Source organism: Pseudomonas moorei, from assembly GCF_042846945.1.
GTDB lineage: Bacteria > Pseudomonadota > Gammaproteobacteria > Pseudomonadales > Pseudomonadaceae > Aquipseudomonas > Aquipseudomonas moorei.
Genome location: NZ_AP035776.1, coordinates 152719 through 172357 on the forward strand (window position 1 = coordinate 152719; position 19639 = coordinate 172357).

Genomic DNA, 19639 nt, shown 5'->3' on the forward strand with positions numbered 1-19639 from the left:
CGGCCCAGACCGGACTGAACGTGTACTCGGCGAGCCTGCGGCGTGGGCAGGTCGCGGATTATAGCGAAGACTGCGTCTGGCGGACACCTCGCACTTTCGTGCCGTGTGGGTTCTATGCCAAACTCATCGGCTTTCGGGCTTGCCTAACAGGACTTATGCTCCCTTTGTCACCCAGTTTGCTAACCACCCTCGCCGCCGCCTGCTTATATGCCGCTGCGACTTTCTATCAGGGCACTCGCCTGGCCAACGGCGCCAAGGCGAACAAACGCCTGCTCGTCACGCTCGGCGTGCTGGCGGTGCTGGCCCATGGCGCCAGCCTGGTCACACATCTATTGACGCCAATCGGCCTGGGCCTGGACTTCTTCAGCGCCGCCAGCCTGATTGCGGTGGCCGTCATAGCCCTGACCCTGCTGGCCTGCTCGCGCATACCGGTGGAAAACCTGCTGGTATTGCTGTTCCCTCTGGGGGCCGCAACAGCATTGCTTGCGCAATTCGCTCCGGCCGGCACCGTACAGATCATTGATGAAGAACCGGGCATCCTCGCTCATATCCTGCTGTCGATCCTCGCCTACGGCATGTTCACCATCGCGGTGTTCCAGGCCTTGCTGCTGCTGGTTCAGGACCATCAACTCAAGCACAAGCACCCGTCGGGACTGATCAAGAACTTCCCGCCGCTGCAAACCATGGAAAGCCTGCTGTTCGGCTTCCTCTGGGCTGGCTGGACCCTGCTGTCCCTGTCGCTGATCTCGGGCTGGTTGTTCGTCGAAAACCTGTTTGCCCAGCATCTGGTACATAAAACCTTGCTGGCCTGCCTGGCCTGGATCGTCTTCAGCGTACTGCTCTGGGGTCGCAACCGCCTCGGCTGGCGCGGACACAAAGCCATTCGCTGGACCCTTGCCGGTTTCTGCCTGCTGATGCTGGCGTATTTTGGCAGCAAGCTGGTTCGTGAATACATCCTGCATATCTGACGGGCGGTATTAATGGACGACTTGCCCATAGGGCCGATGCTCGCTGTAGTGGCCCTGCTGATTTTATGGTCGGTGCTGTTTACCGCCATTGAGGCTGCTTACCAGCATGTGCTGGCCCGGCGCATCGCCACACGCTCAAGCGACAAGCCGCTGGCCAGGCTGAGCTTTCCGCTCAACAGCCTGATCCTGTGCAACACCCTGTGCCGTGCACTGGTGGTGGTCATCAGCACCTTGCTGGCCATTTTTACCTGGGCCGAAAAGGGCCCGTGGGTGGCCTGCCTGGGTGCGACCGCCATTTTGCTGGTGTTCGCCGATTACCTGCCACGTGCCCTCGCCACCCGCCATCCGGATGCGATCCTGGCCCTGGGCAACAACCTGCTGCGCATCCCGCTGAAGATCATCTACCCGGCAGCCTGGCTGCTCAACGCCACCAGCCAATTGCTGCTGCGACCGCTCGCGCGCAAGGCCAAAGTGGTGCAACAGAGCGAAGACGAGCCACCGAAAGCCCAATACGACGATCGCGAACCCGCCATCTGCCGTCCTCACTCACTGCCGGGCATCCATGCGCTGGACAACATCACGGTCAACGACATTCTGGTACCGCGCAGTGAAGTCGACGGGATCAACCTTGACGATCCCATCGAGGAAATCATCGAGCAACTGCGCCACAACAAGCGCACCCGCCTGCCGGTATTCCACAGCGATATCAATCAGGTCGAAGCCGTGCTCAACACCCGGCAAATCGGCCACTTGCTGCCCGATGCGAGCCTGACCCTGGAAGCACTGCTGGCTGCCAGTCGCGAACCTTACTTCGTGCCCGAAAGCACGCCACTGCAACTGCAACTGCTGAATTTCCACAAACAGCAACGCCGACTGGGCATGGTGGTCGACGAGTACGGCGAGGTGCTCGGCATCGTGACCCTGGAAGACATTCTCGAAGAAATCGTCGGCGAGTTCGAAAGCCAGCAAAGCCTGAACAACCCGCACATCCATCCCCAGGCCGACGGCCGCCTGGTCATCGAAGGCGCCGCCTCGATACGCGAACTCAACAAGAGCCTGGGCTGGCATCTGCCAAGCGACGGCCCGAAAACCCTGAACGGTCTGGTGACCGAGGCGCTGGAAACCATCCCCGAGAGCGCGGTATGCCTGAAGATCGGTCGTTATCGCCTGGAAATCCTCGAGACCGAGGACAATCGGGTGACGCGGGTACTGATCTGGCAGACCACCCCGATGCCGGTGGTGATCTAGAACTCGGTGCAACTTCCCCTGTGGCGAGAGAGCAAGCTCCCTCGCCACTGAAAACAACGCTGCCCCAAGCCCCTTGTTGAATCGTTAGCCACCTTCCTATAATCGAGCCGCTTACCCAAGCCGCGCCGCCCCTGTGCTTACCCTGCACACCACGGGTTACGGCCCGACCACCCGTAATATCCGCAACAAACCGACGACTGTTCCTACCTGGAATGGCGACCGCGCCCCCACCCACATCCCTGGGTATCGACCATAATAATTCGCTCCACTGGGGCACATGACTGTCAGGGATAACCGCATGACGACCAGCACGACTTACAGTGATTCCACACCCGCGCAACCGACGAACTCCGCCACCCGCGTGGCCACGGCGAGTTTCATCGGCACCGCCATCGAGTTCTACGATTTCTACGTCTATGCCACCGCAGCCGCACTGGTGATCGGCCCGGTATTCTTTCCGCAGACATCCGGCACGGCGCAGATGCTTTCGGCATTCCTCACGTTCGGCATCGCATTCCTTGCACGCCCACTGGGTTCGGCGCTGTTCGGTCACTTCGGCGACCGTATCGGCCGCAAGTCCACCCTGGTGGCCTCCCTGCTCTTGATGGGGGTGTGCACCACGCTGATCGGCGTGCTGCCGGGCTACGACAGCATTGGGGCCTGGGCGCCGATTCTGCTCTGCGTGCTGCGCTTCGGCCAAGGGCTGGGGCTGGGCGGCGAATGGGGCGGTGCCGCCTTGCTGGCCACGGAAAACGCGCCCAAAGGTAAACGTGCGTGGTTCGGCATGTTCCCGCAATTGGGCCCTTCCATCGGGTTTCTGGCGGCGAACGGCCTGTTCCTGACGCTGGCCATGGCCCTGAACGACGAACAGTTCCGCTCCTGGGGCTGGCGGATTCCGTTTCTGCTCAGCGCCGTACTGGTGATGGTCGGGCTGTATGTGCGTCTCAAGCTCCACGAAACTCCAGAGTTCGCCAGCGCCATGGCACGCCAGGAACGGGTGAGGATCCCGCTGATTGAGCTGTTCAGCCAATACTGGGCGCCGGTTTTGCTGGGCGCCGGTTCGATGGTGGTGTGCTACGCGCTGTTCTACATCTCGACCGTGTTTTCGCTGAGCTATGGTGTGGCGACACTCGGCTACAGCCGCGAAACCTTCCTCGGCCTGCTGTGCTTCGCCGTGCTGTTCATGGCCGCCGCCACGCCGCTCTCGGCCTGGGCCAGTGACCGCTTCGGGCGCAAGCCGGTGCTGATCATCGGTGGCGTGCTGGCCATTCTGTCCGGGTTCTTGATGGAACCCCTGCTGACCCAGGGCTCGACCTGGGGCGTGGCGCTGTTCCTGTGCATCGAACTGTTTCTGATGGGCGTGACGTTTGCGCCAATGGGCGCTCTGTTGCCGGAATTGTTTCCGACCCACGTGCGCTACACGGGCGCCTCGGCCGCCTACAACCTGGGCGGTATTGTCGGGGCCTCGGCGGCACCGTTTTTCGCGCAAAAACTGGTGGCGATGGGCGGTTTGAGTTATGTCGGCGGGTATGTATCCGGGGCAGCGGTGCTGAGCTTGATTGCGGTGCTGTGCCTGAAGGAAACCCGGCATAACGATTTGAATCGGGTCGCCTGACCGATCGCCATCGCGGGCAAGCCCGCTCCCACAGGATTGAAGTCGGTCACGGAATTGCACGACAAAGAACCTGTGGGAGCGTGGCTTGCCCGCGATGGCGTCCTGATTGGCAAAACATATCCCCAACCGGTCGCGAATTTTCCCCACCCGTTACCGCCCCGCTCTACGCGTAACAGTATATCCCCGCTATACTCATCGGCTTTTCCTGAATAAATGCCAATAGGGTCCCGCCGCGCATGGATAAGACCTACCAGCCGCACGCCATTGAAACCTCCTGGTACAACACCTGGGAGTCAGAGAATTACTTCGCCCCGCAAGGCGCGGGCGAGTCCTACACCATCATGATCCCGCCGCCGAACGTCACCGGCAGCCTGCACATGGGTCACGGCTTCAACAACGCGATCATGGACGCCCTGATCCGTTTCCGCCGCATGCAGGGTCGCAACACCCTGTGGCAGCCGGGCACCGACCACGCCGGTATCGCCACGCAGATGCTGGTGGAGCGTCAACTCGAAGCCAAAGGCCAGAGCCGCCACGACCTGGGGCGCGAGAAATTCCTCGAGAAAGTCTGGGAATGGAAAGATGAATCCGGCGGCAACATCAGCCGTCAGATCCGCCGCCTAGGCTCGTCCGTCGACTGGAGCCGCGAGCGATTCACCATGGACGACGGCCTGTCGGAAGCGGTGAAAGAAGCCTTCGTACGCCTGCACGAAGACGGTCTGATCTATCGCGGCAAGCGCCTGGTCAACTGGGACACCAAGCTGCACACGGCGATTTCCGACCTCGAAGTGGAAAACCACGATGAGAAAGGTTTCCTGTGGAACCTGAAATACCCGCTGGCCGATGGCGCCAAAACCGCTGAAGGCAACGACTACCTGATCGTCGCGACGACTCGTCCGGAAACCATGCTCGGCGACGCCGCCGTGGCCGTGAACCCGAACGACGAACGCTACAAAGCCCTGATCGGCAAATTTGTCGAGTTGCCGCTGGTCGGCCGCCGCATCCCGATCATCGCCGACGATTACTGCGACCCTGAATTCGGCACCGGCTGCGTGAAAATCACCCCGGCCCACGATTTCAACGACTACGAAGTCGGCAAGCGCCACAACCTGCCGCTGCTGAACATCTTCGACAAGAACGCCAACGTCCTGCCAGCCGCCCAGGTATTCAACCTCGACGGCACGCTGAACAAAAGCATCGACGGCAAGATCCCGGCCGAATACGCCGGTCTCGACCGTTTCGAAGCCCGCAAGCAGATCGTCGCCGCGTTCGAAGCCGCAGGCCTGCTGGTCAGCGTTGACGATCACGCCCTGAAAGTCCCGAAAGGCGACCGCTCCGGCACCATCATCGAGCCGTGGCTGACCGACCAGTGGTACGTGTCCACCAAGCCTTTGGCCGAGCCCGCCATTGCCGCCGTTGAAGACGGCCGCATCCAGTTCGTGCCCAAGCAGTACGAAAACATGTACTTCTCCTGGATGCGCGACATTCAGGATTGGTGCATCAGCCGCCAGCTGTGGTGGGGCCACCGGATCCCGGCCTGGTACGACGAATCGGGCAAGGTCTACGTCGGCCGCGACGAAGCCGAAGTGCGTGCCAAGCACAACCTCGGTCCGGACGTTGCACTGCAACAGGACAACGACGTTCTCGACACCTGGTTCAGTTCGGGCCTGTGGACCTTCTCGACGCTCGGCTGGCCTGAGCAAACCGAATTCCTGAAGAAATTCCACTCCACCGACGTGCTGGTGACCGGCTTCGACATCATTTTCTTCTGGGTTGCCCGGATGATCATGCTCACCATGCATTTGGTGAAGAACGAAGACGGCACGCCGCAGGTTCCGTTCAAGACGGTTTATGTGCACGGTCTGGTGCGTGATGGCCAGGGCCAGAAGATGTCCAAGTCCAAGGGCAACGTCCTTGACCCACTGGACATCATCGACGGTATCGAACTGGAAGAGCTGGTCAGCAAACGCACCTCCGGCATGATGCAGCCGAAACTGGCAAAGAAGATCGAGAAGCAGACCCGCGAAGAATTCGCCGACGGCATCGCCAGCTACGGCACCGACGCCCTGCGTTTCACCTTCTGCTCGCTGGCGTCCACCGGTCGCGACATCAAGTTCGACATGGGCCGCGTCGAAGGCTACCGCAACTTCTGCAACAAGATCTGGAACGCCGCGCGTTACGTGCTGGACAAGGGCGAAGACTGTGGCCAGAACGGCGAAGCCTACGAACTGTCCCTGGCTGACCGCTGGATCATCTCGCAACTGCAACGCACCGAAGCCGAAGTGACCCGCCAACTGGACCAGTTCCGCTTCGACCTGGCCGCCCAAGCCTTGTATGAGTTCATCTGGAACCAGTACTGCGACTGGTACCTGGAACTGTCCAAGCCTGTGCTGTGGGACGAGAATGCACCGGTCGAGCGTCAGCGCGGCACTCGCCGCACCCTGGTTCGCGTGCTGGAAGTGGCCCTGCGTCTGGCCCATCCGTTCATGCCGTTCATCACGGAAGAAATCTGGCAGCGCATTGCGCCGCTGGCCGGCATCGAAGGCAAGACGATCATGCTGCAACCTTGGCCGGTGGCCAATGAAACACGCATTGATCAGGCCGCCGAAGACGACATCGAATGGCTCAAGGGCCTGATGCTCGGCACGCGTAACATCCGTGGCGAAATGAACATCGGTCCGGGCAAACCGCTGCCGCTGTTCCTGAAGAACGTCAGCGCCGAGGACCAGCGTCGTCTCACTGAAAACGAAGCCTTGCTGAAAAAACTGGCGCGCCTCGAATCGATCACCGTTCTGGCAACGGGCGAAGAAGCGCCACTGTCGGCGACCGCGCTGGTCGGCGAGATGGAAGTGCTGGTACCGATGGCCGGCCTGATCGACAAGGGTGCGGAACTGGCGCGTCTGGACAAGGAAATCCAGCGCCTGCAAGGCGAAGTGCAACGGGTTGGCGGCAAGCTGTCCAACGCCGGCTTCGTCGACAAGGCACCGGCTGAGGTCATCGAGAAAGAACGCGCCAAGCTGGCCGAAGCCGAACAGGCTCTGGGCAAGCTGGCGGAGCAACACGCGCGGATTGCCAGTCTGTAACGGCAAGTCGCAATGAAACAGGGAGGCCCGGGTGGCCTCCCTTTTTCATACCCGCGATTTGTAGGAGCAGGCTTGCCAGCGAAACGCCCGATAGATCACCGCAGGCCTTACAGCCTCTTTCGCCGGCAAGCCGGCTCAGAAAGCCTGTACCGCGTCATGGAGGCAGATGTGGGACAATACCCGCCACTTTTAGCCATGCCCGAATCGACCACACCCATGACTGCCCCCCGCCCCCCCAAACCTGCGCGCCAAAAGCCTGAACCGACCAAGGCAGCCAAAGCCGCTGAACCACGCGAGAAGGCCAGCCTGCATCCGCGCAATCGCCACCAGGGTCGCTACGACTTCCCGGCACTGATCAAAACCACGCCGGAATTGAAGCAGTTCGTGATCACCAACCCGTATGGCAAGGAAAGCATCGACTTCGCCAGCCCGGATGCGGTGCGGGTGTTCAATCGGGCGCTGCTCAAGTCGTTCTATGGCATCGCCCATTGGGACATTCCGGCCGACTATCTGTGTCCGCCAGTGCCGGGACGTGCGGATTACGTGCACTTTCTGGCCGACCTGCTGGCCAGCGGCAATGACGGTGTGATCCCCCCGTGGCGCAGCAGTGAAGGTCCTGGATGTCGGCATGGGCGCCAACTGTGTGTATCCGCTGATCGGTCACAGCGACTATCGCTGGCAGTTCCTCGGTTCGGAGATCGACGCCACCGCCATCGCCGCCGCCAAAGCCATTATTCAGTCCAACGGTTTGAACAAGGCCATTCAGATCCGTCAGCAGAGCAACCCGAAACAGATCCTGCTGGGCCTGCTCGAAAACGCCGAGCGGTTTGACCTGACTATGTGCAACCCGCCGTTCCATGCGTCTCTGGAGGAAGCGACCCGAGGCAGCACGCGTAAATGGCGCGCGCTGGGCAAGGCCGATCCGAAGCGCAAACTGCCGGTGTTGAATTTTGGCGGTCAGGCGGCGGAGTTGTGGTGTGAGGGTGGCGAGGCACGGTTTGTCACGCAATTGATCAGCGAGAGCGCGCAGGTGGGGCAACAGGTGCTGTGGTTCAGCACACTGGTGTCGAAGGCCTCGAACCTGCCTGCGATCCAGTCCGCCCTGAAAAAGGCGGGCGCACTGGAAAGCCGAGTGGTGGAAATGTCCCAGGGTCAGAAGCAGAGTCGCTTCGTCGCCTGGACGTTCCAGACCAAGGCACAGCAACAGGCTTGGCGTCAGGCGCGCTGGGCAAAGGCTTCAACGGAATAACAGAACATCGCAGTGACTTGCCTTGGGACAAGTCGTTGCCATAAAAAAACCGTGCCCGGTTAATCCGGTGCACGGTTTTTTTTACACGTTTTACTTACTAACAGTGCGAACGCTGCCTTTGATTGCAACTCGCCAGGTGGCCCAAGCCAAACAGGCTATACATCAGCGCTTCGCTGGCCTGACGATCTCTTTGAATGCGCACCCGCGCACTTCTTTGTTATCGCAGTAGTACCGTGAGTTCCACTCTTCCCACGACCCGCCGGCATCAATACTCGCGACAGTCCCTTCCCTTTTGAACTTCATATCCACCGCGCCGCCCTTTTGCAGCCTGTAACCACAACGCTGGACTTCCCCTATGACGGTATTCCCCTCGACATCCTTGTGAGGCATGAAGATCGCCAACTCGAACTCACCCACCGGTCCCTGGCCGCCCTGAGACACGCCATACCACTCGCCGTCACCGCTGGCCGTGGGGGCTTTGTAGACACCCGAGGCCAACTCCTTGATGTCTGAAGGGCTTGGGCAGTACTCCGTGACACTTGCCCAGGCCTGACCGGACAACAGAATCGACACACACATCACCAACTGTTTAAGTTTCATAAAACGTCCCTGTAACTAACAACCAGAATTGAGTTTTTGGCTTTTACGCAAAGCCGAGCGCGACACCAGATCGATACTACCGATCCACGGCATACACTTAACTATCAGTTCTGTGGGAAATTTCGCTAGATAGACAGAGAAAACCGACTTATTCAACTCACACTAAAAAGCCGAATTGATATTTAACCGACATGTCCAAAAATTCGTTACCAGAAATGATCGCCGCTGAAATATCAGGAGACAAAACGTCATGCAGCTAAATAAACAAAGTGTTACATCGATCCACCTGGCGCAGATCTTTTTGACGGGCACAAAAAAACCGTGCCCGGACTGCTCCGGCGCACGGTTTCTTTTAACAAGTCTTACTTGTTAACAGCGTCGGTCAGGCCTTTGGCCACAACCAGCTTGATCACTTTCTTGGCAGCGATTTCGATGGCAGCGCCAGTCGAAGGGTTACGGCCAGTACGGGCAGGACGCTCAGTCACTTTCAGCTTGCCGATACCTGGCAGAGTGATTTCGCCGCCGTTTTCCAGCTGATCGGCAACGATTTGGCCCAGTTGGTCCAGAGCGTTACGCGCGGTGGTTTTTGGCGCGTCGATAGCTTCAGCGATGTCGGCGATCAGTTGGTCTTTAGTAAGAGCCATGTAGTGTTCCTTCCCTATCAAATTCATATGGATTGCAGAGTGCAGTGTCAGCCATCGAGCCCGATCTTCTGGATCTGGCACCCTCGGCCAAATAACCACTGGATCGGGATTATAGATACCGAAATCAGGGTTTGGTTCGACCTGACAAATGCTGAATGCACGCTTAACGCAGTGACTTCGCGTAAGACCGGGCAAAACTAGCACAGAGACGGGGAAATATCCGCCTCTAGCTACCCATTTGGTCAGCTTTATTGCTCTAAACCGGGAAAAAATCGCATAAGCACCGCCGGTCACCGTGGAATTGGCCTTCGCTCCGCGCCAAAACCAGCGGTTGCGGTACACTGAGCGCTTTTTCGGGGGAGCACGCCCTCCTCTCTTCAACCAGCCGAGAAGCCCATGCCGATCCGTCATTGCATCGTCCACCTGATCGACAAAAAACCCGACGGCACACCTGCAGTTCTCCACGCCCGCGAATCGGAACTGGCCGAGTCCGCCGCTATCGAGAACATGCTCGCCGACCTCAATGAAAGCTATAACGCCAAACAAGGCAAAGCCTGGGGGCTGTTTCATCCGGAGTCCGGGGCCTTTCCATTCAGCGGCTGGCTGAAGGAATACCTTGATGGCGGCAAGGACTTCACGGCGTTCAGCCGCGTGGCGGTGGAACACCTGCAAAAACTGATGGAGGAATCCAACCTCTCGGTCGGCGGCCATGTCCTGTTTGCGCACTACCAACAAGGCATGACCGACTATCTGGCCATTGCCCTGCTGCACCACAGCGAGGGCGTCGCGGTGACCGATCAACTGGACGTGACCCCGTCCCGTCACCTGGACCTTGGCCAGTTACACCTGGCGGCGCGGATCAACGTGTCCGAGTGGCAGAACAACAAGCAGTCCAAGCAGTACATTTCGTTCATCAAAGGCAAGAACGGCAAAAAGGTTTCGGAGTATTTCCGCGACTTCATCGGCTGCCAGGAAGGCGTCGACGGCCCGGGCGAAACCCGCACGCTGCTCAAGGCGTTCAGTGACTTCGTCGAGAGCGAAGACCTCCCGGAAGACTCCGCTCGCGAAAAAACCAAGACCCTGGTGGATTACGCCAGCAGCCAGGCCAAACTGGGCGAGCCCATGGGCCTGGAAGAGCTGTCGGAGCTGATCGACGAAGAACGCCCGAAAGCCTTCTACGACCACATCCGCAACAAGGATTACGGCCTGTCGCCGGAGATCCCGGCCGATAAGCGCACCCTGAACCAGTTCCGCCGCTTCACCGGTCGCGCCGAAGGCCTGTCGATCAGTTTCGAGGCGCATTTGCTGGGCTCGAAGATCGAGTATGACGAAGAGGCCGGCACGCTGATCATCAAGGGCCTGCCCACCTCGCTCACCGACCAGCTCAAGCGTCGCAACTGATGCTGGGCAATGTGTTGAAGAAATGCCTGCTGATCCTGCTGGTGGTCGTGGTCTACCAGAATTGGGGCAAGATCGAGCGCCTGATGGATCCGACCCGACTGGTGTCCGAGCAGATGCAGCTCAAAGCCAATGTCGTGATCTACAGCACGGACTGGTGCGGCTACTGCAAACAGACCCGGCGCTTTCTCGATCAAAGGAACATTCCTTACAAGGAATTCGATATCGAAAAGGATGCTGTGGCGCGCAAGGACTATGTAGCGCTGGGCGGCGGCGGGATTCCGATCATCGATGTGAACGGCACGCTGATCCGCAAATATGACCCGGATGCGATCCTGGCCGCCCTGAAATAACCGCTCAAACCGACTTACCCTTTGTGGGAGCTGGCAAGTCAGCTCCCACAGGTTATCGAGCCATCAGATAATCAGCGGTTTGCGGTTACTGCGCTTCGATCCGGAAACCAAACCGCGGGAAGTGCACATGCACCACACCGCCACGCTCGTCTTCGCGACGAAGAATCAACTCCTCGCGACCGGCAAACAACAACTCACCCGCCACCGGATCGACGCCATAGTCGGTCGCAGCAATCACCACTGGCTGGCCAGCCTTGAAACCATTCGGCTCATCGAACTGCTCATCCGGCAATGCCGCCGGGGTGGACGTTCGCGCCACTTGCAGCGCCTCTTCGGAGCTCATCTCGCTCGAAGCGCCATGGCCGAACCCCAACACACGGGCATGCCACGCGGTCACCGCAGGATAGTTATCCACAAGCGGAGACGTCACGGGCGTCGCTTTGAGAAACCATAGCGAATGCGCCAGGGCGAAGTCGGCAATCGACGGCTCGCCGAACAGGTAATCCCCCTCCTCACGCTGCAGCTGTTGCTCCAGCCGAGACATGATCGTCGGCCATTGATGCCTGGCTTGTTCCGCCGACAGGCGTGTCGCACTGCCACCGCTGAACAGCCCGGCGCGGTCGGCGATAAAGGCCTTGATCGCCTCCGGTGACAGGTTGCCAAAGCGCACCGCGATCGACTCCGGCTGAAACACCAGGCTGACCGCATGCTGGAACACCACCGAATCGGCCCAGCTGGCGAAGCTGGCGGCGATCATTTCCTGTCCTTCCGGGAAGAACGCCGGCAAGGCTTTTTCCTGCTCCAATCGACGGGCGATCAACGAAGTATCGCAATAAATATCCGCACCGATCTGCAGCACCGGGGTCTTGCGATAGCCACCGGTCAACGCGGTCAGATCAGGTTTGGGCATCACCGGTGAGATCTTCACCGAGCGCCAGGACAGCCCCTTGAAACCCAGTAGCAATCGCGCCTTTTCGGCAAATGGGGACGTCGGGTAATGATGCAGGATCAACTCGGACATGCTCGGCTCCGCCGCACGAATAGGAAGTCGCAGCTTAACGCGCAATCGGTTAGCAGCCTACAGATCTGCCTGATGGGACCTGATCAGTCAGAGTGATAAGCCTGCGGCCGCGCTGGCCACCAGGCATTCCTTGGCGCTTTTCTTGAGCTTCTTGATCAGGCGTTCCTGGCGCAACGCTTCGCTCTTGTCGCGACAGACTTCGGTGTAGACCAGCGCCATGGCCGGGCTGGACAGGAAGAAGCGTGCCCCTTTGCCGCTTTGATGCTTGGCGAAGCGACGCACGGGATCGTCGCTGATCCCGCAGTAGAGCGAACCATTGGCCGCGCGCACGAGATAGACGAACCAGGGTTTGCTCACCGCAGTGACGGTGTCGACAGGGTTTTCGCTGGGGGCGTTCACGTAACGATCAGTGCTTGAAAGGGAAACAAGCCGCGATCTTATCAGCGGCTGGCCTGGAATGCCCTCAGCCCCTTCAAGGCCTGAGCACGAACTGCATTACTCACCAACGGCGTCCAACCGAGCAGCAGGCCTTTGAAACCCAGCGCCTGACGCGACCACTTCCACAGATCGAAGCTGTCGTGATGCTCGCAAATCTTGCCGTCACGGAAGACAAAACGCGCCTGAATCTCATTGACCACAACGTTTCCGGTTTGACTGAACAGGTAGGTCGCCACCCAATGGGCAGCGCCGGTGCGCTCATCGGCGCGCACGTTATCGAAACTCAGGGAGAAATCCTTGGCCCGGGTGGTCAGCATGCGCCACATGTCGCTGGCATCACGTCCGTGCAGCTCGCCAAACGCCGGATCACTGAACACCACGTCATCGGTATAGCAGGCAGCCATGGCCTCGGCATCCAGGCGCTGGAAGGCCTGGTAGAAACGGGTGATCAATGCACTGTGGACATCGCTCATGGGCAGGCTCCCTGTTGTTGCAAAATATTTTCGAAAGATGGCCTGCACGATAGTCTGCGAATGAGCCGAACGCTATGGGCATTCGCCGCGAGAATAGCGGGACCGCTCCTGCGCTGAGCGTCTAGGGCGACATTCCGCTGTCACGGGCGTAGGAAAAAAGCTCGGCATCCGTGGAGATGCCCAAGCGGTGCATGGCCATGTTTTTTTGTTTACTGATGGTCGACACACTGCGCTGGAAGTGACTGGCAATTTCGCTGACGGTCATGCCGCAGGCCAGCATTCTCACCACTTCATGCTCTTTGGCCGACAACGGCAACTCAATCATCTGGCTGCCTGTGTCAGCCAGCAGTGTTCGCAATGACTCACTGATGTAGCGGCGCCCCACCCCCGCCGCTTTGATCGCCAGGGGCAGTTCAGTCTCCGACGCGGATTTGGCGACAATGGCCCGCACCCCCTGAGCCAGCGCCGCCCTCGCTGTCGCGACGCTGGTAAACATCGTCAGCACAATGACCGGCAATGCCGGATGGTCGCGCCGAATCGTACTCAACATTTTCAAACCATCGGCCTGCCGTCCTCCCGGCATCGAGAAATCGGTGATCAACAGATCGCACGGTGTATCCGAAAGAACGCGCATCAGGCTATCGGTACCCTCAGCCTCAGCGACGATGACGCATCGCCGGGTGGCATTGATCAATATCCGCAGCCCGATGCGGACGACGCTGTGGTCGTCAGCAATTACGACTCGCATAGTGGGAGGTCTCCTGCTTGTGATTGAAGGGCGCGGAAATTAACGCCGTTTTCTCCCTCCCACAATGCCTCGCCAGACGCCGAAAACGGGTTCAGTCAACGTATTCAAGGGCCAGTGCTTTTACCTTACAAACTTTCAGATTATTCATACATTGCACAACGCAAAAACCTACAGCAGTGGGCGACCAGCAATCGGTGCATCCGCCATCACCCAATACATCTCTACATAAACAGTGCTATCGCTTTTCGTATTTGTTGCATTCAAATCGCTGACTGCACCCGTCTAAATTGCGCCTCAATCCCTGATCCCCTTTTGCCGAAAAGAGCCCCTGCATGAACAAGACGTTAAGCGCACTCTGCACTGCATTACTCCTGACGACAGCTTCGCCCGCTTTTGCCGCCAGCACCGACTTGACCGTCACTGGCGTCATCACCCCAAGTGCGTGCACGCCGACGCTGTCCGGGGTGGCATTGTCGATCATGGCAAAATTTCCGCGAAAGACCTCCGGCCCGACAACCCCACTACTTTGCCCAAACTAGCGCTGCAAATGGCCGTGAACTGCGATGCGCCGGTTCAGTATTACTTTTCTCCGATCGACCATCGGGCCGGTACCGCCTGGGGCACGCGCAGTCAATTTGGACTGGGCCTGACCAATGCAGGCGAGAAGCTGGGCAGCTTCATGGTTGATGCGTTGAATATGAGGGCCGACGGAGTCGACGCACAACATATTGTATCGACGGACGGCGGAAAAACCTGGATCAAGGATTACTGGGATGCCGACAATCTTTGGGCAGTCGGCGCCATGGACGACACCAGTACGCCGCTCCGAGTGAAAGACCTGACCCTGGATCTTCGAATAACCACTCAAATCGCCAGAACCAGGGAACTGACCCTGACCGACGACGTGCTGATCGACGGCTCAGCGACCCTGCAACTCAAGTATCTGTAACGCCCAATCGTTCGGGCAATGGTGGATCCGCCCTGTTGCCCATTTTTCCTGAAGACCCCACGGGTACATCCCAGCTCCTTTGACCGGCTGCCTGCACGCCGACGACCGTGCGGCCAATGGCAAGGCACTGTTTGCAACACTTTTCTACACACCGGACCGTTGCTTTCGTACTTGTTGCATTCAAGGCGCCAATGCCAGCCGCTTAAATGGCACCTCAATCGGTGAGCCCCCCATTTCCGAAAATCCCTGATGCCCGTTGCATCCTTGGCCCCGTTGTCATCTGCAAGCGGCCATCCGACCGAAACCATCGGCTCCTTATCGAAACTATCAACGAGACACGTCATGACGATGTTTTTTACTTTCGCGCGCCCCTTGATTCACAGCGGTATCGGCGCGCTCGTTCTGTTACTGGCCACCCAGGCGCAAGCCGATGGCATGGTCCCGAACACCTCGGTGGTGATTGTCAACGAGGCCGATGGCGAGGCCTCCGTTTCCGTGACCAACACCGACGCCAACCTGGCGTTGCTTCACGTCACCATTGAAAACATCGAGCAGGACAACGAATCCCTGGTGTTCGTGACCCCTCCGCTGTCCCGCGTCGAGGCGTCGAAAACCCAATTGGTGCGCTTCATCCTGCAATCGGAAAAACCCTTGCTCACTCAACGCTTGAAGCGCGTGATCTTTGAAGGCATTCCCCAGGGCAGGCCTGCCGCCGAAGCCGGGCATGCCCGCGTCGGCGTGACCGTGCGCCAGAACCTGCCATTGATTCTGCACCCTAAGGGCCTGGCGCCCAATCGCACGCCGTGGACCGGCCTGCAATGGTCATTGCGGGACGGCCAACTGACCGTGCGCAACGAAACACCTTATGTGGTGCGCCTGCCGCAGGAGCTGCAATTGTTGCCATCGGGGAGCGGTGCTTTGTTGCCACGAACCTATGTGCTGCCCGGCGAGAGCATCAGTGTGCCGGCAACGGCCACAACAGCGACGCAGGTGCGCTTCCTGCCCGCCACCGTCTACGGCTTTGCGGTGCCGCACTACGACGCACCCATCGAATCCTGATACGCATCACCCTGGCGCCCCGGCGAAATGCGGGCGCTGGCGAGAGACCAATGCGACGACCCGCTGATCGTCGCCGAACGTGTGCCTGAACCGCAGCGTGTCGAGCAGCACGCTGACAAAAGACTAGTGAACCCCATGAACACCGTATCGACCTACTGTGATGGCGAAGCCATGCCCGCAATTCGGGTGGCGAACGCTCGCCTTCCGCGATCCCGCCCCTGGGCCAGTGTGGCGCTGGGGTTGGCCAATGCACTGGTGCTGACCGATGTCGGCGCCGATGTCATGGCCGACTCGCCGCTGCTGACTGCATTTGACAAGAAAACGTTGCAGCAACGCGGTATCGATCCGGCACTGGCGACCCAGCTGCTACAAGCGCCTCGCTTCACCGCGGGTCGACATCCGGTCACGCTCACGGTCAACGGTCAGCGCCGCGGGCGGGTGGATGCCGCGTTCGATCGCCACGGTGACTTGTGCTTTGACCAGGCCCTGCTCGACACAGCGAACCTGAGGCTTCCTGCCGGCACGCCGGACGATCAGCCTTGTAACGATTTCCTCGGTGCCTGGCCGCAAACCGCGATCGACCCGGACCCCGCCAGCCTGAGCCTGTCATTGATCGTGCCCACTGATTCGATCCGGCCGGCAACCCGGGACTTTACCGGCTATCAAACCGGTGGCTTCGCCGGTCTGCTCAATTACGACATCAACAGCCTGTACAGCCACCTCGGCGATCAGTCGAGCCGTTATCTGTCAGCCAATACCGAACTCGGCTTCAACGCCGGCGACTGGATCGTGCGCAGTCGCCAGGTGCAGACCCGGCAGGATGACGTGTCGCGCACCAGCCATCTGGCGGCGTACGCCCAGCGCACCTTCGCCAGTCAGCAAGCGGTGCTGCAGGCCGGGCAGATCAATCTCTATAACCCGGTGCTCGCCGGTGCGCAGATAACCGGTGTGCAAGTCATGACCGAGCAGGCCCTGCAGGTCGAAAGCCAAAACGCGGTGATTGAAGGGATTGCGCAGAGCCAGGCGCAGATCGAAGTTCGGCAGAACGGTTCGCTGATTCATTCGACAGTGGTGCCCGCCGGCCCGTTTTCGTTGAATGACGTGCGTCGGCTCAACCATCGCTCCGATGTGGAAGTCACGGTCAAAGAGGCGGACGGCAGTGAGCGCAGCTTTATCGTGCCGGCCGCCATGCTTGGCGTCGGCCTTCCCGCGCCAGGCTTTTCGCTTGCAGCGGGCCAGGTACGCAGTACAAGCGATACCCAGGATGGCCTTCCATGGATGATCAGCGGTGGCTGGAGCGGTGCGCTGGATCCTCAATTGCAGTTCAGCGCGGGCATGACAGCCGCGGCTGATTATCGTGCGACAGGTTTCAGTCTCGGCCTGTTGCCCTCGCCCGAGACGCAGATTCAGGCCAGCCTTTTGCAGGCGGACGCCGGTGGACGCGCGCCCTCCCGCGGACTGCAAGGCGACCTGAGCGCGTCCCATCGATTCGATGACCAATGGTCGATCAATGTCGGCAGCGCCTACCGGACCTTCGGCTACCGCGAACTTGAGGATGCTGTCTTCGGCATCTCGTCAGACAACGACAAATCCCGTTACCGCGATCGCCAAAGCGTCGCGCTGGCCTGGTCACACCCGGTCCTGGGCGCCTTCAGCGGCGGCATTAGTCGCTCTTCTTCATACGACGGCCAAAGCAACAGTCGCGCCCTGGCGTCATGGGGCACCAGCATCGGTGGGGTATCCGTTTCGGCAAACGCGCAATGGCAACTCAGCGGGGCGGGCCGCAGTGGTGACAGTGTTTACCTGAGTCTCAGTATTCCCCTGGGTGAAAGTCGCCGGGCGCGAACCTGGGTGCGCAGCACCGCTGGCGAATACCGCAGCGGCGTCGGCCTGAACGAACGGGTCAACGACCGATTCGGCTATCGGATCGGCGTCGAACACGACACCCGCGACAAACAGGTGCAGTCCACTGCCGGCGTCTCGTTGCTGCCGCACTCCAGCCAACTGGACCTCAGTTACACCCGTTCCGACGCCGAGCACTCGAGCTATCAGGCCGGCGCCCGCGGCGGTGCCGTACTGCATGGCGGTGGCTTGACGCTGTCGCCGTATCCAGTGCGCGACACCTTCGCCCTGCTGTCGGTCGGTGAGATGGACGCCATCAAGGTCAGCACCCCCAGCGGCCCGGTCTGGACCGACCGGCAAGGTCAGGCGGTGGTCCCGCAGGTCGCAGCCTATGGCCGCAGTGCGGTGGAAATCGATACCCGTTCGCTACCGCGCAATATCGATATCAACAACGGCATGGCCGTGATATCGGCCGGTCGTGGTGCGGTCGAGCGCATCGAGTTCGGGGTATCGATGACCCGCCGCGCCTTGCTCAAGGTCACCACAAGCCAGGGCGCACCACTGCCCCGAGGCGCGACGGTGAATACCGAGGACGGCGAGTTCGTGACGCTGGTTCAGGACGCCGGCCAAGTGTTTTTGCCCAATGTGCTCGACTCACGGCCGCTGTGGATAACCGCGCCGGGGCTTGAGCGCTGCCGACTCGATTTCGAGCTGCCGGCCAAAGCCGACTCCGAGGCGTACTACGAAACCGCCGCTGCCCAGTGCCGAGCCCTCTGAGGATAATTGATGAACCTGTCCCGTTACCTGCTGCCTGTCCTCGCCCCTCTGACGCTGGGCGCCCTCTCATCCCACGCCTGGGCGCTGCCGCAAGACTGTCAGCTCAGCCTCAGCCAGCCCGTGCTCGACTACGGCTTGATGAACCGTGCGATACGCATCGATACGACTCCGGTACGCACCTTGGGTGAACGTCGCCTGGGCCTCAACCTGAGTTGTTCGCAGCCCACCGACATGAGCGTGTTCTACCGCGCCATGGCCGCGACCGCCGAACGCTATGACTTCGCGGAGCACGGCAGCTATGAAATGCGTATTCGCGACGGCGTACTTGATGGGCAATCGGTCGATTTGGGACTGATTTCCAAGGTCGGCCAGTCACCTGTGGAAACCGCATCGACCCTGACCTGGCGCCCGGAACACGGCATCGCGCCAGTGCGCGCCGGCACAGCGGTTCAGGGTCGGAGCTTCTCCGCGCAGATCGAGGTGACCGCCTGGGCTCAGGAGCAAGCGATGCGAGTGCGTGAAGCCGTCACCTGGGAAACCACAGGTGTATTCGACGCGGTCGCGGCAGGCCGCTCCCGGGAAGCCATCCTGCGCGCCCGCTTCGCGCCGGGAGCTTGCAAACCGATGCTGTCCAACGGCGGCCTGGTCGACTTTGGCAGGTTGTCCAAGAGCGATCTGAATGCCGACCAGGGCACTCGACTGCCGCCCAAGTCCCTGACGCTGCGGGTCGGTTGTGATGCACCGACCCACTTTGCCCTGGTGATGCACGACAACCGCGCAGGCTCGGCGACGGTCAACAGTGAGATTTATTTCGGCCTGGCATTCGATAACCGCGGCAACAAGATCGGCCTGTATTCGCTGAACGTCGATCCGGCCGATGCCAGCGCCGACAGCTTTGCGCGCCTGTACCGAACCGACTCCACCACCACAGGCGCCGCCTGGAGTACAGCCAGTTCAAGCCCGATACCCGTCGGCCAGAAAAGCTACCTGGGCTTTACCGACATCGCCGGCAGCACCGCAGGCCCGGTCGCGATTCAGAACCTGACAACCGGCGTCACCGTCGAGGCCGTCATTGCGCCCACCTCAAGCCTGGACCTGAGCTCCGCCGTCCAGCTCGATGGCTCGGGAACGATCGAGATTATTTACCTGTAACACCCAACCCACCTTGTTGACC

At 60.1% G+C, this 19639-nt stretch carries 17 protein-coding genes and 1 pseudogene; 11 read left to right on the forward strand and 7 right to left on the reverse strand.

Annotated elements, in window-relative coordinates; all coding sequences use genetic code 11:
• Window positions 1–155: 155 nt before the first annotated feature.
• From ACGJAX_RS00750 to rlmF, 5 genes and pseudogenes are all read left to right on the forward strand, one after another.
• Entirely contained in the window at window positions 156–968 is an 813-nt protein-coding gene (locus tag ACGJAX_RS00750) for an inner membrane protein YpjD (RefSeq protein ID WP_247256394.1), read from the forward strand.
• Between the two features lie 12 nt (window positions 969–980).
• A complete protein-coding gene (locus ACGJAX_RS00755; protein ID WP_247256393.1) occupies window positions 981–2216 on the forward strand; it encodes a CNNM domain-containing protein in 1236 nt (411 codons plus the stop codon).
• Window positions 2217–2514: 298 nt separating this feature from the next.
• A complete protein-coding gene (locus ACGJAX_RS00760; protein ID WP_390957193.1) occupies window positions 2515–3831 on the forward strand; it encodes a metabolite/H+ symporter in 1317 nt (438 codons plus the stop codon).
• A 236-nt stretch (window positions 3832–4067) separates the two neighbouring features.
• Window positions 4068–6914 (forward strand): valine--tRNA ligase, encoded by a 2847-nt coding sequence (locus ACGJAX_RS00765; RefSeq protein ID WP_390957194.1) that lies wholly within the window; start codon window positions 4068–4070, stop codon window positions 6912–6914.
• Between the two features lie 216 nt (window positions 6915–7130).
• Window positions 7131–8163, forward strand: a pseudogene (gene rlmF, locus ACGJAX_RS00770) (23S rRNA (adenine(1618)-N(6))-methyltransferase RlmF).
• A 162-nt stretch (window positions 8164–8325) separates the two neighbouring features.
• Here the strand turns inward: rlmF and ACGJAX_RS00775 are convergent.
• Together ACGJAX_RS00775 and ACGJAX_RS00780 are read right to left on the reverse strand one after the other, a co-directional pair.
• A complete protein-coding gene (locus ACGJAX_RS00775; RefSeq protein ID WP_390957195.1) occupies window positions 8326–8763 on the reverse strand; it encodes a DUF3757 domain-containing protein in 438 nt (145 codons plus the stop codon).
• Between the two features lie 362 nt (window positions 8764–9125).
• Window positions 9126–9407 (reverse strand): HU family DNA-binding protein, encoded by a 282-nt coding sequence (locus ACGJAX_RS00780; protein WP_007905514.1) that lies wholly within the window; start codon window positions 9405–9407, stop codon window positions 9126–9128.
• Between the two features lie 396 nt (window positions 9408–9803).
• Here ACGJAX_RS00780 and yejK point away from each other — a divergent pair, with 396 nt between their 5' ends.
• Together yejK and ACGJAX_RS00790 are read left to right on the forward strand one after the other, a co-directional pair.
• Window positions 9804–10808: a nucleoid-associated protein YejK gene (yejK, locus tag ACGJAX_RS00785; RefSeq protein ID WP_247256388.1), complete on the forward strand. Its 1005-nt coding sequence runs from the start codon at window positions 9804–9806 to the stop codon at window positions 10806–10808.
• Window positions 10808–11158, forward strand: a complete 351-nt coding sequence (locus ACGJAX_RS00790) for a glutaredoxin family protein (protein ID WP_090324948.1) — start codon at window positions 10808–10810, stop codon at window positions 11156–11158. The genes yejK and ACGJAX_RS00790 overlap by 1 nt, the downstream gene beginning before the upstream one ends.
• 85 nt (window positions 11159–11243) lie before the next feature.
• On the opposite strand, the gene ACGJAX_RS00795 is transcribed toward ACGJAX_RS00790, so the two are convergent.
• From ACGJAX_RS00795 to ACGJAX_RS00815, 5 genes are all read right to left on the reverse strand, one after another.
• Window positions 11244–12179: a glutathione S-transferase family protein gene (locus ACGJAX_RS00795; RefSeq protein WP_090324949.1), complete on the reverse strand. Its 936-nt coding sequence runs from the start codon at window positions 12177–12179 to the stop codon at window positions 11244–11246.
• Window positions 12180–12266: 87 nt separating this feature from the next.
• Window positions 12267–12578 (reverse strand): GIY-YIG nuclease family protein, encoded by a 312-nt coding sequence (locus ACGJAX_RS00800; RefSeq protein ID WP_247256386.1) that lies wholly within the window; start codon window positions 12576–12578, stop codon window positions 12267–12269.
• A gap of 41 nt (window positions 12579–12619) precedes the next feature.
• A complete protein-coding gene (locus ACGJAX_RS00805; protein WP_090324952.1) occupies window positions 12620–13090 on the reverse strand; it encodes a nuclear transport factor 2 family protein in 471 nt (156 codons plus the stop codon).
• A gap of 121 nt (window positions 13091–13211) precedes the next feature.
• Complete coding sequence (locus ACGJAX_RS00810; protein ID WP_390957196.1) at window positions 13212–13838, reverse strand: response regulator; 627 nt, start codon at window positions 13836–13838, stop codon at window positions 13212–13214.
• A gap of 235 nt (window positions 13839–14073) precedes the next feature.
• On the reverse strand, window positions 14074–14319 hold the full coding sequence (locus ACGJAX_RS00815; protein WP_390957197.1) for a hypothetical protein: 246 nt from the start codon (window positions 14317–14319) through the stop codon (window positions 14074–14076).
• Window positions 14320–14385: 66 nt separating this feature from the next.
• Between ACGJAX_RS00815 and ACGJAX_RS00820 the strand changes: the two genes are divergently transcribed.
• The 4 genes from ACGJAX_RS00820 (at window position 14386) to ACGJAX_RS00835 (ending at window position 19617) form a co-directional block, all read left to right on the forward strand.
• Window positions 14386–14787: a hypothetical protein gene (locus ACGJAX_RS00820; protein ID WP_390957198.1), complete on the forward strand. Its 402-nt coding sequence runs from the start codon at window positions 14386–14388 to the stop codon at window positions 14785–14787.
• Window positions 14788–15129: 342 nt separating this feature from the next.
• Window positions 15130–15846 (forward strand): fimbria/pilus chaperone family protein, encoded by a 717-nt coding sequence (locus tag ACGJAX_RS00825; RefSeq protein WP_390957199.1) that lies wholly within the window; start codon window positions 15130–15132, stop codon window positions 15844–15846.
• A 135-nt stretch (window positions 15847–15981) separates the two neighbouring features.
• Entirely contained in the window at window positions 15982–18465 is a 2484-nt protein-coding gene (locus ACGJAX_RS00830) for a fimbria/pilus outer membrane usher protein (protein ID WP_390957200.1), read from the forward strand.
• A gap of 9 nt (window positions 18466–18474) precedes the next feature.
• Window positions 18475–19617: a DUF1120 domain-containing protein gene (locus ACGJAX_RS00835; RefSeq protein WP_390957201.1), complete on the forward strand. Its 1143-nt coding sequence runs from the start codon at window positions 18475–18477 to the stop codon at window positions 19615–19617.
• Window positions 19618–19639 lie beyond the last annotated feature (22 nt).